The sequence below is a fragment of the Staphylococcus sp. ACRSN genome, from assembly GCF_022346615.1.
In the GTDB taxonomy this organism is placed as follows: domain Bacteria; phylum Bacillota; class Bacilli; order Staphylococcales; family Staphylococcaceae; genus Staphylococcus.
The window spans coordinates 76,436-93,410 of the sequence record NZ_JAKRNS010000008.1 but is presented as its reverse complement, the minus strand read 5'-3'; the positions used below and the strand labels follow the sequence as shown (position 1 = coordinate 93,410).

Here is a 16,975-nt window from a genome sequence, read left to right as displayed (position 1 = left end):
TAATATAAGTATTTAAAAGACTTTAAAAAGAAAAATCTTATGTTACAATTATCATGAAAGCGAAATCATTAGTAACGAAAAAGAGGCGAAATGGATCATGACTGAGAATAATAATTTAGTTACTTCTACGCAACAAATTATTAAAGAAGCATTGCATAAATTGGGTTTTGACGATGGCATGTATGATTTAGTAAAAGAACCATTAAGATTTTTACAAGTTAGAATTCCTGTACGTATGGATGATGGTACAGTTAAAACATTTACTGGTTATCGTGCGCAACACAACGATGCTGTAGGACCAACAAAAGGTGGCGTTAGATTCCATCCTGATGTTGATGAAGAGGAAGTTAAAGCATTATCAATGTGGATGACATTGAAATGTGGCATTGTGGACTTACCATATGGTGGTGGTAAAGGTGGTATTATTTGTGACCCACGACAAATGAGTATTCACGAAGTAGAACGTCTTTCTAGAGGTTACGTTCGTGCTATTTCACAATTTGTTGGACCAACAAAAGATATTCCTGCACCTGATGTTTTCACAAACTCTCAAATTATGGCATGGATGATGGACGAATATAGTTCATTAGATAAATTTAACTCACCAGGTTTCATCACTGGTAAACCAATTGTATTAGGTGGCTCACAAGGGCGTGACCGTTCTACTGCATTAGGTGTTGTTATCGCTATAGAGCAAGCTGCTAAAAGAAGAGGCTTACAAATCGAAGGTGCACGTATCGTTATCCAAGGTTTCGGTAATGCTGGAAGTTTCTTAGCCAAATTCTTATACGATATGGGTGCAAAAATTGTAGGTATTTCAGATGCTTATGGTGCATTGCACGATCCAGAAGGTTTAGATATCGATTACTTGTTAGATAGAAGAGATAGCTTTGGTACTGTAACGAATTTATTTGAAGAGACAATATCTAATAAAGAGTTATTCGAAATTGATTGTGATGTACTTGTACCGGCTGCAATTGCAAATCAAATTACTGCGGATAATGCACATGATATTAAGGCAGATGTAGTAGTGGAAGCAGCTAATGGACCAACTACGCCAGAAGGTACTCGTATTTTAACAGAACGCGGCATTTTGTTAGTACCTGATGTTCTAGCAAGTGCTGGTGGTGTAACTGTATCTTACTTCGAATGGGTACAAAATAACCAAGGTTATTATTGGACAGAAGAAGAAGTAAATACAAAACTTCGTGAAAAGTTAATTACTGCTTTTAACACAATATATGAATTATCTCAAAATCGTAAAATTGACATGCGTCTTGCAGCATATATTGTTGGTATCAAACGTACTGCAGAAGCTGCGCGCTATCGTGGTTGGGCTTAATCATCATCTCGGTATGATTAGAGCTTAATTATATAAATTAAATCGGTTAGAGCATACAACTTTCTAACCAAATTTAAAAGGCAATTTCTATTGAAGTAAAATAGAAATTGCCTTTTTTTATTTATGAAAGTTCAAAATAAATATATACATATAGAATGACTTATGACAAAGGTGACGAAAGGTAATATGAAGATCCAAAGAAATGGTAATAAATATATAAAATAGCAAACAGAGACATTATTAATGTCTCTGTTTGCATACTTGTTTGAGCGTTTTTAAGTGATTATGATTTATTTTCTTCTATAACTTGTTTATACACGTCTGAATAATTAGTAAATACACCATCGACACCATAACTATTTAATCGTTCCATGTCTGCTTTTTTATTTACTGTAAAAGGATGGACTAAGAAGCCCATTGATTTTAAATGCTGTACATTGTCTTTAGTTAAATCAGTGTATTCAGGACCTACACCAATTGCAACATTTTTAATAGATTCTAAATCTTTATCGGTAAGATTTGGTAGTTCACCTTTATCTAATAATCTAACGAGCGGTACATCTGAGTTAAGATTGTGCACCTTTTCTAGACTTGCTTGTGAGAATGATTGAATCATAACATGGCCATTTTTTAATGATTGATTTGTTAACATATGGTGTTTATCTAAAGTATCAAGTAATTTTTCCTCCATACCAGGATAAACATTTGGCGATTTAGTTTCAATGTAATAATTTGCATCGGTACCATAGCGTTCTAATATTTCATCTAAAGTAGGCACTTCGGCACCTTTGTATTGATCATCAGCATATTCAGGGTGTTGTGAATTAAATTTACTTCCTGCATCTAATTTTTTTAATTCATCTAAATTATATGAATCAACACGACCTGTACCGTTTGTAGTTCTATCTACTGTTTCATCATGCATTGCAACAAGATGCCCATCTTTAGTCATTTGAAGGTCAATTTCGATATATGATGCTCCAATATCATTGTGACTTTTGTCATACGAATACAATGTGTGTTCAGGGGCATATCCACTTGCACCTCTATGTGCAATCGTTGCATATTTTTCTCCAGTTAAATTATGTATCTCCTTGTTTTTAGCACTTTTTTCTGTAGCTTCAGAAAGTGGTCTTGCAGAAGATGCACTATTTTCGTTTTTATTTATTATGTTTGTATTTTGATTTGGATTTTTTTCAGTTTCTGATTGATTTGTAGTATCTTGTTCTTTTGTACTCACTTTTGATTGTTCTTGGGAAGTTTGTTGTTGAGGGGATTGTGTCTGATTTTGTTTTTGTTGTGTGTTAGTAGTTTGATTTGTTGATTCGTTGGTAGCACTTTGTGATTGTTCTTGAGTGTTGTTTTGCTTTTGTTGGTTAGTATCATTTTGTGTCTGCTCTGGTGTGTTAGTTGTTGAGGTTGACGCATTGTTTTCATCTGCTTTAGCCATTGATGTTGAAGCTAATAATGTTAATGATAAAGCGGTCATACTTGATACCATAATTCTTTTCGCATTTTTCATAAGTGCTTCACTCCTTAAAATGAACTGTACACTGTCATTACCTTTGAATTTAATTGTTTAAACACAATTTACGTTTTCTTTATTTTAACTTCAAAAAATTAATTATTTTTTAACGCATTAAAAATTTATTTATAAAAGTAATATACAAGGTCATTATTAAGTTGATTAGTAAAGCATTGAACCGATTTATATATTGAATTATGGTAGCCTAGTATAAAATTAGACAAAAAAAGATACCTCGTTTAATTTAATAAGTATTACAATACTAAATTAACAAGGTATCATCTGAATACAAGCCATAACATGTCTTGTAAAATTTACCAATAGAACTTTCTATTCTTATACTCTATTTATATAAGTAAAAAAGTTAATTATTTTTAATCACATTGAGTTGTTCTTTTACGGAAGTTTGTCCAGTTGAACCATAACTAATACGACGACTGACACAATTCTCAGGTTTTAGATAATCATAAATATCTGATTCAATACTTTCATGGGCTTTTTGGTATTCGGCTAACGGTACATCTAATAAATAGACATTGTTTTGAATTGACCAAAGTACAATTTTACCAACAATTTCATGCGCATTTCTAAACGGAACACCTTTATTAACTAAATAATCTGCAAGTTCAGTAGCATTAGAAAAATCATTATAAACAGTAGAGTGTAATTGTTCTACGTTAATCGTCATTGTATCAACCATGCCTTCAAAAATTCTTAAAGAACCTTTAAGTGTATGAACTGCATCAAATAACCCTTCTTTATCTTCTTGCATATCTTTATTGTAAGCTAATGGTAATCCTTTTAAAGTCATGAGCATACTCATTAAATGACCAGTCGTTCTGCCAACTTTACCTCTAATCAGTTCTGCCATATCTGGGTTTTTCTTTTGTGGCATTATAGATGATCCAGTTGAAAATGCATCAGATAAAGTGATGAAATTTGCTTCTGCAGAGGACCAGAAAATAATTTCTTCTGCAAAACGTGATAAGTGAACCATTGTTAATGAAATATTATGCAATGTTTCAACGATATAGTCTCTATCGCTTACAGCATCCATACTATTTTCATATAATGAGCCAAAGTTTAATAAAGATTGTGTTTCGTGACGGTCGATAGGATATGTTGTACCACTTAATGCGGCTGCACCAAGGGGAGAAATATCGATTCTTTTCAAGCTATCTTGGAAACGAGATTTGTCACGTTCTAACATCCAATAATAAGTCAATATGTGATGCGCAAATGATATAGGTTGAGCTCTTTGTAAATGTGTATAACCTGGCATAATCGTATCTATATTTGCTTCAGCAACAGAAACGATAGTCTCTTGAAATGATATTATCAATTCAATCAGTTCTGTTACTTCAGCTTTTGTATATAGATGCATATCAGTTGCTACTTGATCATTTCTACTACGACCTGTATGCAGTCTGCCTCCTGCATCACCAATTCTCTTAATTAATTCATGTTCAATATTCAAATGAATATCTTCTAAAGATACATCTAAATCTAGCTTTCCTTGTTTAAAATCAGCGAGTATATCATTTAATCCTTGTTTTATTTGCTCACAATCTGAATCAGATATAATACCTTGATTTGCTAACATAGTAGCGTGAGCAATACTTCCTTGCACATCGTATTCGATTAAGGTTTTATCGAAGTGAATGGAAGCATTGAATTCATCAACCCATGCTTCCGGTTGTTCACTAAATCTACCACCCCAAGCTTTAGTGCTCATCGTGGTAACCACCATGTAACATTGAATTTACTTGTGTAGGTAGACCAAAGATATCAATGAAACCTACTGCTGATTCTTGATTAAATGCATCTTCCTTAGTATACGTCGCTAATTTTTCATTGTATAAAGTATGTGGTGACTTTCTACCATTCACAATTGCATTACCTTTGTATAATTTGACACGCACTTCACCAGAAACAAATTTTTGAGTACTATCTACAAATAGTTTTAAACTATCAGTTAAAGGTGAGAACCATAAACCGTTGTATATTTGCTCAGAAAATTGTTTTTCAATAATTGGTTTGAAATGAGCCACATCTTTAGTTAATGTAATAGTTTCTAATGATTTATGTGCATTAACTATAACTTCTGCAGCTGGTGTTTCATATACTTCTCTTGATTTAATACCTACTAATCTATTTTCAACATGGTCAATTCTTCCAATACCATGTTTTCCAGCTAATTTATTTAAGTATAAAATTAATTCACTTAATTTATAAGGTTTACCGTCTAATGCAGTAGGGATACCTTGTTCAAATGTTAGTACAATTTCTTCTGCTTCATCTGGCGCATCTTCTAATTCTTGTGTTAAATCATACGCATCTTTAGGTGGTGCAGCATATGGATCTTCTAAAATGCCACATTCGTTACTTCTACCCCATAAGTTTTGGTCAATTGAATATGGTGAGTCATGTTGAATAGGTACTGGGATATTATGTTTGATTGCATAATCAATTTCTTCTTCACGGCTCCATGCCCATTCTCTAACTGGAGCAAATACCTTTAATTCAGGGTCTAATGCTTTGATTGCTACTTCAAAACGAACTTGGTCATTACCTTTACCAGTACAACCATGTGCAATACCGACAGCATTTGTTTCATCTGCTATTTCAACTAATTTTTTTGAAATTAAGGGTCTTGATAATGCTGATACAAGAGGGTAAGTGCCTTCATACATTAAGTTACCTTTGATTGCATATGAAACGAAATCTTCACTAAATTCTTCAGTTGCATCAATGATGTGACATTCAATAGCACCCATGTCTAATGCTTTTTGATGTACAAGCTCTAAATCTTTGCCTTCACCTACATCTAAACAACATGCTACAACATCATAGCCTTTATCGAGTAACCATTTTACTGCAACACTTGTATCTAATCCACCTGAATATGCTAATACTATTTTTTCCTTCATTGTTTTCCACCTCGGTTTAAATTTTCATTTATTGATTTTATTTGTTTATTTGATATAAATCAGTATAACAGAAAGATTATGAAAATAAAACCATTTTTATACATAAATATACATTTTTAAGAAAATTAGAAATGGCTATATTTATATAACAGTACTGTATTGCTAGATTTTAAGGCTGTTCGGGATATGAAAGTAAATGTATATAAATATGAATATAATCACATAGAATTAATTTTATTTGGGTGGTAATTGTCACAATTATCACAATAAATAGGCTAGTTGTTTGAATAGTAAAAATAAACTTAGTAAAATGATTTTGAAATCAAAAACACTGGAGGCAAAATAAATGACTCATATTCAATTAGATTATGGCAAGACTTTAGAATTTTTTGGCGAACATGAATTAGAACAACAAAAAGATATTGTTAAAACAATTCATAAAACAATACATGAAGGTACAGGTGCTGGCAGTGATTTCTTAGGTTGGATTGACCTACCTGTCAATTATGATAAAGAAGAATTTTCACGTATTTTAGAAGCTTCAAAACGTGTTAAAGCAAACTCTGATGTGTTAGTAGTAATTGGTATCGGTGGTTCATATTTAGGTGCTCGTGCTGCAATTGAAATGCTAACATCTTCATTTAGAAATAATAATGATTATCCTGAAATTGTTTTTGTAGGTAACCACTTATCATCATCTTATACACAAGAATTAATTAATTATTTAGATGGTAAAGATTACTCTGTTAACGTAATATCTAAGTCTGGTACTACTACTGAACCAGCAGTAGCATTTAGATTGTTTAAACAGTTGTTAGAAGATAAATATGGTAAAGAAGAAGCTAAAGAGCGTATCTTTGCAACTACAGATAAAGAAAAAGGTGCACTTAAACAGCTTGCTACAAACGAAGGTTATGAAACTTTTGTAGTGCCAGATGATGTAGGTGGACGTTATTCTGTATTAACTGCAGTAGGCTTATTACCAATTGCAGCAGCTGGTATTGATATTGAAGCAATGATGAATGGTGCGGCAAAAGCTAGAGAAGAATTATCTTCAGATAAATTAGAAGATAATATTGCTTATCAATATGCAACAATCAGAAATATTTTATATGCAAAAGGTTATGATACTGAGATGTTGATTAACTATGAACCATCAATGCAATATTTCAATGAGTGGTGGAAACAATTATTCGGCGAATCTGAAGGTAAAGATTTTAAAGGTATTTATCCATCAAGTGCAAATTATACAACGGACTTACACTCATTAGGTCAGTATGTTCAAGAAGGGCGCCGTTTCTTATTTGAAACTGTTGTGAAGGTTAATAATCCTAAACACAATATTACTATTGATACAGATCCAGATGATTTAGACGGTTTAAACTACTTAGCTGGTAAAACAATCGATGAAGTAAATACAAAAGCGTTTGAAGGTACTCTATTAGCACATACTGATGGTGGTGTTCCAAACGTGGTCGTTAATATTCCACGTTTAGATGAAGAAACATTTGGTTATGTTGTTTACTTCTTTGAATTAGCTTGTGCTATGAGTGGTTATCAACTAGGTGTGAACCCATTTAATCAACCAGGTGTAGAAGCATATAAACAAAACATGTTTGCATTGTTAGGTAAACCTGGATTTGAAGATAAGAAAAAAGAATTAGAAGCACGTTTATAATAGTTACGTATAATTTTGATTGGTATAAAAGTTAACACTCATTTATGAATCATTTAAGTGTTTGTACAATCACACTATGATTAGAAAAAAGTCGAAACTGAGACACCAAGATTTCTTTATAGTAAAAGGGCAATTTCTATTGAATATATAGAAATTGTCTTTTTCTATTTGTAGAACTTTAAAGAAATAGTGCGTGTATACGTAATTATTAGATAAATCTAATAAAGTAAAAGATAAAGATGAAGGATACTAAATTGAAGTTGTAAGTTAGTGAAACAAAATACTATAAGGTGACATAAATAGAATGAGAGTTTAAATCAATTGAATTAGATGCTTTATCGTACTTGAGACTGATTTATGGATATACCTATACATAATTGTTTTAAATTAGCTAAGATAAATTTATAATTGAAAAGTACAGTAAACTATAGGGAATGATTTCATGACGCAAGAACAAGTCCAACATTGGTTCGATTTATTCGGCGATTTAGGATATATTGTCGGATTTTTATTACCATTTATTGAGGCCTTTTTACCTATTTTACCAATTATTGTATTTGTTATAGTAAATGTTAATGCATATGGTTTATGGATAGGAACACTTTTAGCTTGGTTAGGTACTGTTTTGGGTAGCTATATTGTATTTTTAATATTTAGAAGGTTAACTCATACGAAATATATGCAACGTATTCAACATCAGAAATCTGTACAACGATTAATTCATTTTATAGATAGACACGGTGTGATTCCGATATTTATATTGTTATGTTTTCCTTTTACACCTAGCGCACTTGTAAATATTGTTGCAAGTCTATCCCATATTAAAGCACATGTATATCTATATGTATTATTAGCATCTAAGTTGATTATGATTGGATTGATAGGATGGTTAGGTAGTGATATTACCACTTTATTTACGAATCCATTGAGACTAATTATTGTTTTTATTGTAATTGTATTGATGTGGTTTGTTGGACATCGAATAGAAAAACATTTAATGCATTCGTCAGAGGAGTGACAACATGCAACGTATACTAAAACATTTGATTTTAATTATTATTGCGATTATGATTGTACTATTGATTCAAGCGTTGCTCATTACAGGTGTTGTTGTTAAAAATAATCAGATGGCACCGAACTTGGATAAGAATGATAGAGTTATTGTAAATAAAATTAAAGGAACTTTTAATTTATTAGATAATAATGATATTATTATGTATCGTAATGGAAAAAATATAGAAATAAGTCGGATTATTGGTAAGCCTGGTCAATCCATAAACTATAAAAATGGAACTTTATATAGAGATGATAGAAAAGTAAATGAATCTTACATTAATAAAAATCATATTCAATCTTTATCGTTAAGAAATATTAAAAAATCAGAAGGGGACATTGTTCCTCCAAATGCATATTTTGTATTAAATGACCAAAGATCGAATAAAAAAGATTCACGCACATATGGATTCATACAGAATAAGGACATTATTGGAAATGTGAGTTTAAGATTTTATCCTTTCAATAAATTCGCTGTTGATTTTAACTAAATGGATGAGGTGTAAAAATTGAGAAAAGAGATAATGGAGTGGTTCGTATCAATCGTCGTTGCAGTAGCATTGGTGTTATTGATAGTGAACTTTGTAGCGAAACCCTATACGGTTAAAGGGGATTCTATGGATCCAACACTGAAAGACGGTGAACGTGTAGTTGTTAATTTATTTGGTTACAAATTTGGAGATATTAAAAAAGGTAATGTTGTTGTCTTCCATGCTACCAAAGAAAGTGACTATGTGAAGCGTGTCATTGGTACAGAAGGAGATAATGTAGAATACAAAAAGGATAAACTGTATGTTAATGGTAAAAAAGTTGACGAACCTTATCTAGATTATAACGAGAAGCATAAACAATATAATTATATTACTGGCTCATTTAAGACGAAAGATTTGAATCAAGTTAATCAGAAAAATACGATACCAAAAGATAAATTGCTTGTTTTAGGTGATAATCGAGAAGTGAGTAAAGATAGTCGTTCATTTGGTTTAATCGATAAAGATCAAGTTGTAGGAAAGGTATCATTTAGTTTTTGGCCATTGAATGAAATGAAATTTGGTTTTGATCCAGATACAAACTATGATAAGTAATCGATTTATATATTCGAATGAGGTAGAATGAATTTAAAAAACAGATGTATTTCAATTAATTATTGAAATACATCTGTTTTTTTGCGATAAAATATCATGTGATTATTCAGCTATTATTTCATCAGTATTTATAGAGGGATTAACCCTTAATAATTAACAAAAAGATAACCGATACGCAATTTAATATATGTTAAAATATGAACAAAGGAGTGGGATATGTTATGGAATTAAATGCCTATATAGGTAGAGCTGGGACAGGTAAATCATTTGAAATGTTAGCTGAAATTCGAAAAGAAATGAAAGCACGTCCACTAGGAGATCCAATTGTTCTAATTGCTCCTACACAAAATACCTTTCAATTTGAACAAGCATTTGTGAATGATCCAGATTTAAATGGTAGTTTGAGAACTGAAGTATTACACTTCGAAAGATTGAGTTATCGTGTGTTCCAAGAAGTTGGGGGACTAATGGAACAACAACTATCGAAAACGGCAACTGAAATGATGATATATGATATTATTCAACAACATCAGGCCGAATTAAAGTTATATCAATCTCAAGTGAAGTATTATGGTTTTAGCGAAAAATTGTATGAACAAATACAAGATTTTAAAAAATATGAAGTGTCACCAGTGCATTTGGAAAACTATATTGCTGAAAACACATTACAAACAAGAACAAAACATAAATTAGAAGATATCGCATTAATTTATAAACATTTAGAAGAAAGAATTAATGGCGAGTTTGTATCTACAGAGGATTGTTTAAATCGTTTTATTACTGTAATGGATCAATCTGAAAGATTAAAGCGCACAGAAATTTACATAGATGGATTCCATAACTTTTCAACATTAGAATATCAAATGATAAAAGGTTTAGTTAAAAATGCAAAAAAAGTTACCGTATTGTTAACAACGGATGGCGATAAAGATCCGTTTAGTTTATTTAGAAAACCTTCTGAATCATTAACACATATTGAAACTATAGCAAATGAATTAAGCATTCCTTTAAATGTGAAACGTTTTACGAAACAACATCGTTTTCAGAATGAAGATTTGAGTCACTTGGAACATAATTTTAATGCATTTCAATTAGAGCCTAAAAATGTAAAAGATAATGTTGAAATACTTGAAGCTTCTGTTATGAGAGAAGAAGTTAATGAAATTGCGCGACGTATATTAAAGGAAACTAGAGAAGAAGGTAGACGTTTTCAAGATATTGCAATACTTTATAGAGATGAAAGTTACGCTTATTTATTGGAATCGATTTTACCTCAATTTGATATACCATTTAACATTGATATAAAGCCATCAATGACACATCATCCTATTATGGAAATGGTAAGATCATTAATTGAAGTCATTCAAACCAATTGGAATTTTGAACCAATTATGCGTTTGTTAAAAACAAATGTTTTAACTAAACAGTTTAAAGATAGTAATTATTTAATTGATATATTGGAAAATTTCGTACTTGAGCGTGGAATTTATGGTAAACGCTGGCTAGATGAAAGTTACTTCCATGTTGATCAATTTAGGAAAATGGGATTGAAGCGACAACCATTGACAGATGAAGAAAAGGAAACATTCGAACGTGTTATCCATTTAAAATCGTATGTAATGGATAAAATTATGTTATTTGAACAACGTATGAGCAATGCAGATACAGCTATAGAGTTTGCGACAGCCTTTTATGAAGCGATGGAAGCATTTGATTTACCAAGTGATTTGATGACTGAGCGAGATCAGTATGATGCTGATGGTGAACATAAAAAAGCTGAAGAAATTGATCAGTTATGGAATGGTTTAATTCAAACATTAGATGATTTAGTAACGGTCTTTGGTGACCGAAGTTTGACACAATCTCGATTTTTAGAGTTATTAGATGTCGGTTTAGACCAATTGGAATTTATAATGATACCTCAAACAATTGACCAAGTTAGTATAGGAACGATGGATTTAGCAAAAGTAGATAATAAAGCACATGTTTATTTGGTTGGCGTAAATGATGGTGTGATGCCACAGACGGTTTCATCATCAGGTTTAATTACAGATGATGAGAAAAAGTATTTTCAAGCGCAATCCAATTTAGAATTAAGTCCTACTGCAGATATATTACAAATGGATGAAGCATTTGTTTGCTACATAGCAATGACTAGAAGTAGTGAAAAAGTGACATTTTCTTATGCTTTAATGGGAACAAGTGGAGATCAAAAAGAGCGTAGTCCTTTTATAGATCAAATACAACAATTATATAGTAATTTGGAAATTACAAATGTACATCATCAACATCAAGCGAACCCTTTAACATTAATGGAACATCCACATCAGACTAAAATTGCATTATTCGAATCACTTAAAGCTTGGTTAGATGAAGAGATAGTTGCAGATACATGGTTAGATACGTATCAAGTTATGAGAGATGATACGCGATTAAATGAAGGATTGGATTATCTTGTTTCGGCACTAACTTTTGATAACGAAACTGTGCAATTAAATCGACAGCAAGCAAAGGCATTGTATGGTAAGCAAATTAATGCGAGTGTATCTAGGTTTGAAGGTTACCAAGCATGCCCGTTTAAACATTTTACATCACACGGTTTAAGATTAAATGAGCGAACGAAATATAAACTAGAAAACTTTGATCTCGGTGATATTTTCCATCAAGTGCTTAAACTTATATCTGAAAAAATTAATGGAGATTTTAAAAATTTAAATGTAAATCAAATTAGAACGCTAACACACGATGCGCTTTCAGAAATTTTACCAGAAGTTCAATTTAATTTATTAAATTCGACAGCTTACTATCGTTATTTATCACAACGTATTGGTGCAATCGTTGAAACAACATTAACTGCATTAAAATATCAAGGCAGCTACAGTCAATTTAAACCACAACGTTTTGAGGCAAGTTTTAGAAAGAAACCGCTCAAACCTGAAGATTTAAAAGCAGAACCATTAATCACACAACAAGGAATACCTATTAATATTAGAGGACAAATAGATCGTATAGATACGTATAATCAGGGTGATGAAAGTTATGTGAATATCATTGACTATAAATCATCTAAATATAGCGGTACCTTAGATTTAACAAAGGTTTATTATGGCATGCAAATGCAGATGATGACATATATGGATATTGTATTACAAAACAAACAACGTTTAGGATTGAATCAAACGACGCAGCCAGGTGGTCTTTTATACTTTCATGTACACGAGCCAAGATTACAACTTGCGTGGAACGAATTAGATGAGGAAAAGAGAAACGAAAAATTTATTAATTCATTTAAATTGAGTGGTTTAGTTAATAATGATACTTCTGTAATAGAGGCTTTTGATAATAGAATAGAACCAAACTATACTTCAGATATTATACCAGTGGCTATGAAAAAAGATGGTGGTTTTAAAAGTAATAGTAAAGTTGCAGATTCGGAAACTATTTATAAATTAATTAAGCATAATAAAGAGAATTTTATAAAGACTGCAACTGATATTATGGATGGTCACACAGAAGTTGCACCATTAAAATATAATCAAACATTGCCTTGTGAATTTTGTAATTATAAGTCTGTTTGTCATGTTGATGGCATGATTGACAGTAAACGTTATAGAACAGTTGATGAAACGATTAATCCACTAGAAGCAGTGCAAAATGTTGAAATAGAAGAAGGTGAGTTTGAATGAATTCAATACCAATAAAACCAGACGGTACGCGTTGGACTGATAATCAATGGAAAAGTATATATGCTAAAGGTCAAGATATACTAGTTGCTGCAGCTGCTGGTTCGGGAAAGACAGCAGTATTAGTAGAACGGATCATTCAACGTATTTTGAATGATGAAATTGACGTTGATAAACTACTTGTAGTGACATTTACAAATGCCAGTGCTAGAGAAATGAAACAACGTGTAGATCAACGTATTCAAGAGGCATCAACAGACGACCCGAACAATGCGCATTTAAAAAATCAAAGAATTAAAATACATCAAGCTCAAATTTCAACTTTACATAGTTTTTGTCTAAAGTTAATACAAAATCATTATGATGTGTTAGATATTGATCCGAATTTTAGAACGAGTAATGAAGCGGAAAATATTTTATTGCTTGAACAAACTATTGATGAAGTATTAGAACAACATTATGACATTTTGAATCCTCATTTTGTTGATTTAACTGAACAACTATCTTCAGATAGAAATGATGATCAACTTCGTTCAACGATTAAAGATATGTATTTTTTCAGTGTGGCAAATCCAAATCCATTTGAATGGTTACAAAATATATCTATACCATATGATAATGAATCAGAACAAAAAGGATTGTTAGAACTGTTAAACGACATAGCTATGATTTTTATGAAATCAGCATTAGAGGCCTTAAATAAAAGCTATGATTTATTTGCAATGTTAGATGAAGTGGAGAAGCAAATAGATATTATTGAAAGAGAACGTAAGTTCATGGCTACAGCAATGGAAGGCGGAGTGTTAAACACAGAAGTAATCAGTAATCATCAATTTGAAGCACGCTTTCCTGCAAAAAACAAAAAAATTAAAGAAGCTAATGAAATGATGATTGAAGCTTATGATGACGGTAAAAGACATTATGATCAATATAAGTCATTAGTTTCAAAAGTGAAATTGGACTATTTTACAAGAACAGCAGATGATTTAATGCATGATATGCAACAATTAGCACCGAGAGTAGCATATTTGGCTGAAATTACGGCAGATGTGATAGAACAATTTAATGCTAAAAAGCGAAGTAGAAATTTACTTGATTTTTCAGATTATGAACATTTCGCACTAAAAATACTAACAAATGAGGATGGAGAGCCATCAGAAATTGCACTTATGTATCGTGAGCAGTTTGAAGAAATTCTTGTGGACGAATATCAAGATACTAACAGGGTACAGGAAAAAATTATTTCTTGTATTAAACGTGGCAGCGAATCAGACGGAAATTTATTTATGGTTGGAGATGTTAAACAATCAATATATAAATTTAGACAGGCGGATCCTAGTCTATTTATTAGTAAATATAATCGATTTACAGTAGACGGATCAGAATTGGGATTACGTATTGATTTATCTCAAAATTTTCGTTCACGAAAAGAAATATTATCGACGACGAATTATTTATTTAAACATATGATGGATGAAGAAGTTGGGGAAATTATTTATGATGAGGCAGCACAACTATACTATGGTGCGCCGTATGATGAAACATTGAAACAAATTCAATTAAATATGTTAGTAGAAGATAAAAATTCAGAATTAAATAGTTCAGAACAAGAAGCAGAATATATTGTACAACAAGTACAACATATTATGGAAAAAGAAGAAATATATGATATGAAAACGGAACGTTATAGAAAACCAAACTATAAAGATATAGTGATATTAGAGCGTTCTTATGGTCAAGCACGAAAGATACAACAAGCTTTTAAAGATCATAATATACCATTTCATGTGAATAGCAAGGAAGGTTATTTCGAACAATCAGAAGTACAGCTTATATTATCTTTTTTAAGAACTGTAGATAATCCTTTGCAAGATATTTACTTAGTTGGATTAATGCGATCAGTAATTTATCAATTTACAGAAGATGAGTTAGCACAAATTCGAATTGAACGTCCAAATGACGATTACTTTTATCAATCAATTCAACATTATTTATTAAGTGATAACGTGGATGATATATTAGCTAGTAAATTAAATACATTTTTAAACGATTTAAAAATGTATCAAGTATATAGTCAGCATCAACCTGTATATCAACTTATTGATAAATTTTATAATGACCATTACGTTATCCAATATTTTAGTGGCATGATAGGCGGTAAAGGTCGAAGAGCAAACCTACATGGCTTATTCAATAAAGCGGTAGAATTTGAAAATTCAAGTTTCCGTGGTTTGTATCAATTTATACGATTTATTGATGAACTTATAGACAGAGGCAAAGATTTTGGTGAGGAAAATGTAATAGGACCAAATGATGATGTAGTAAGAATGATGACAATTCACAGTAGTAAAGGTTTGGAGTTTCCATTTGTTATATATTCTGGTCTTTCACGAAGGTTTACACGTAAAGACTTACAAAAATCTACAATATTAAACCAATCCTATGGTTTGGGAATGAATTACTATGATGTAAAAGAACATATTGCTTATCCATCACTATCATCTGTAACATTTAAAGCGATTGCTGAAAAGGAAATGATTTCAGAAGAAATGCGTTTAATATATGTCGCTCTAACTCGTGCAAAAGAACAATTATATTTAATCGGGCGAGTGAAAGATGAAAAAGAAATCAAACAGTTTGAGCAAGTATCTGTTTCTGGTTCACATTTACCGGTGAGTTATCGTATTACGGCACAACGACCAATCGATCTCATTTATCCGATATTGTCAAAATATCAATCATCTTCTTTGCCTAAAGATTTACGTTTTGAAGCAAATATTGATGAAGTAGATGAAGCAATGAAGCCTCATGTGCAATTGAATATAGCATTTTACGAAGATGTAGCATCTGAAACTATAAAAGATGAAAGTGAAGAAAGAACTGTAACTGATATATATCAAATGCAAGCGGATTTTACTGGTCTACAAAACCAAATTAAAAAACAATTAACGCATGAATATGCTCATCCAAACGCGATTCATAAACCATCAAAGCAGTCTGTATCAGAATTAAAGCGTCAGTTAGAAACAGAACAAACTGATACAAATTATGATAGGGTCAGACAGTATAAAATAGGCTCATTATCATACGAAAGGCCAGCATTTTTAAGTCAAAAGAAAAACAGAAAAGCTAATGAGATTGGTACATTGATGCATACTGTTATGCAACATCTACCTTTTAAACAAAATCGCTTAGATGAAACAGAATTAAATGACTATATTGATCGTTTAATTGAAAAAAATATTATTCAAGAAGATGCGAAACAAGATATTAGAATTGATGATATCATGCAATTTATAAATAGTGATTTATATGAAATGATTACTAACAGTGATGTTATTTATAGAGAATTGCCATTTGTTGTTAATCAACGTGAAGTAGACCACGAGCAAAAAACGGATGAAGACGCGTCAATTATTCAAGGTATGATTGATTTGATTTTTGAAAAAGATGGTCAGTATTATTTTGTTGACTATAAGACGGATGCTTTTAACAGACGTCGTAATATGTCTGATGAAGAAATTGGAGAACAATTAAAAACACGGTATAAAATACAAATGGCGTATTATCGAAATACATTAGAAACAATTTTGAATACTAACGTAAAAGGCTATTTATATTTCTTTAAATTTGGTCAACTTTCAATTGATTAATGATAATAAATCAAAGGAGCATCAGT

At 31.4% G+C, this 16,975-nt stretch carries 10 protein-coding genes; 7 read left to right on the top strand and 3 right to left on the bottom strand.

What is annotated here, in order from left to right; translation table 11 throughout:
* Positions 1–97: 97 nt before the first annotated feature.
* Positions 98–1,342, top strand: coding sequence for a Glu/Leu/Phe/Val family dehydrogenase (locus MHZ36_RS08985; RefSeq protein WP_239231153.1), 1,245 nt, complete (start codon positions 98–100; stop codon positions 1,340–1,342).
* A 283-nt stretch (positions 1,343–1,625) separates the two neighbouring features.
* On the opposite strand, the gene MHZ36_RS08980 is transcribed toward MHZ36_RS08985, so the two are convergent.
* The 3 genes from MHZ36_RS08980 to MHZ36_RS08970 all read right to left on the bottom strand — a co-directional run bounded on the left by MHZ36_RS08980 (position 1,626) and on the right by MHZ36_RS08970 (position 5,797).
* Positions 1,626–2,582, bottom strand: coding sequence for a glycerophosphodiester phosphodiesterase (locus tag MHZ36_RS08980; RefSeq protein WP_239231228.1), 957 nt, complete (start codon positions 2,580–2,582; stop codon positions 1,626–1,628).
* A 649-nt stretch (positions 2,583–3,231) separates the two neighbouring features.
* Positions 3,232–4,602 (bottom strand): argininosuccinate lyase, encoded by a 1,371-nt coding sequence (argH, locus tag MHZ36_RS08975; protein ID WP_239231152.1) that lies wholly within the window; start codon positions 4,600–4,602, stop codon positions 3,232–3,234.
* Positions 4,592–5,797, bottom strand: coding sequence for an argininosuccinate synthase (locus MHZ36_RS08970; protein ID WP_239231151.1), 1,206 nt, complete (start codon positions 5,795–5,797; stop codon positions 4,592–4,594). The genes argH and MHZ36_RS08970 overlap by 11 nt, the downstream gene beginning before the upstream one ends.
* 346 nt (positions 5,798–6,143) lie before the next feature.
* Here MHZ36_RS08970 and MHZ36_RS08965 point away from each other — a divergent pair, with 346 nt between their 5' ends.
* The 6 genes from MHZ36_RS08965 to addA all read left to right on the top strand — a co-directional run bounded on the left by MHZ36_RS08965 (position 6,144) and on the right by addA (position 16,949).
* On the top strand, positions 6,144–7,475 hold the full coding sequence (locus MHZ36_RS08965) for a glucose-6-phosphate isomerase (protein WP_239231150.1): 1,332 nt from the start codon (positions 6,144–6,146) through the stop codon (positions 7,473–7,475).
* Between the two features lie 442 nt (positions 7,476–7,917).
* The gene (locus MHZ36_RS08960; protein WP_239231149.1) at positions 7,918–8,493 is read left to right on the top strand and encodes a TVP38/TMEM64 family protein; all 576 of its coding nucleotides are present in this window, start codon (positions 7,918–7,920) and stop codon (positions 8,491–8,493) included.
* Between the two features lie 4 nt (positions 8,494–8,497).
* Complete coding sequence (gene lepB, locus MHZ36_RS08955; protein ID WP_239231148.1) at positions 8,498–9,019, top strand: signal peptidase I; 522 nt, start codon at positions 8,498–8,500, stop codon at positions 9,017–9,019.
* Between the two features lie 18 nt (positions 9,020–9,037).
* Positions 9,038–9,613, top strand: a complete 576-nt coding sequence (gene lepB, locus MHZ36_RS08950; protein WP_239231147.1) for a signal peptidase I — start codon at positions 9,038–9,040, stop codon at positions 9,611–9,613.
* Positions 9,614–9,834: 221 nt separating this feature from the next.
* A complete protein-coding gene (gene addB / locus MHZ36_RS08945; RefSeq protein ID WP_239231146.1) occupies positions 9,835–13,299 on the top strand; it encodes a helicase-exonuclease AddAB subunit AddB in 3,465 nt (1,154 codons plus the stop codon).
* The gene (gene addA, locus MHZ36_RS08940) at positions 13,296–16,949 is read left to right on the top strand and encodes a helicase-exonuclease AddAB subunit AddA (protein ID WP_239231145.1); all 3,654 of its coding nucleotides are present in this window, start codon (positions 13,296–13,298) and stop codon (positions 16,947–16,949) included. Before addB ends, addA begins: the two co-directional genes overlap by 4 nt.
* Positions 16,950–16,975 lie beyond the last annotated feature (26 nt).

Bases quoted from the DNA above. Each gene is read 5' to 3' on its own strand.
- MHZ36_RS08985 (WP_239231153.1), top strand. From the start codon at position 98: ATGACTGAGAATAATAATTTAGTTACTTCTACGCAACAAATTATTAAA.
- argH (WP_239231152.1), bottom strand. From the start codon at position 4,602: ATGAGCACTAAAGCTTGGGGTGGTAGATTTAGTGAACAACCGGAAGCA.
- MHZ36_RS08970 (WP_239231151.1), bottom strand. From the start codon at position 5,797: ATGAAGGAAAAAATAGTATTAGCATATTCAGGTGGATTAGATACAAGT.
- MHZ36_RS08965 (WP_239231150.1), top strand. From the start codon at position 6,144: ATGACTCATATTCAATTAGATTATGGCAAGACTTTAGAATTTTTTGGC.
- MHZ36_RS08960 (WP_239231149.1), top strand. From the start codon at position 7,918: ATGACGCAAGAACAAGTCCAACATTGGTTCGATTTATTCGGCGATTTA.
- lepB (WP_239231148.1), top strand. From the start codon at position 8,498: ATGCAACGTATACTAAAACATTTGATTTTAATTATTATTGCGATTATG.
- addB (WP_239231146.1), top strand. From the start codon at position 9,835: ATGGAATTAAATGCCTATATAGGTAGAGCTGGGACAGGTAAATCATTT.
- addA (WP_239231145.1), top strand. From the start codon at position 13,296: ATGAATTCAATACCAATAAAACCAGACGGTACGCGTTGGACTGATAAT.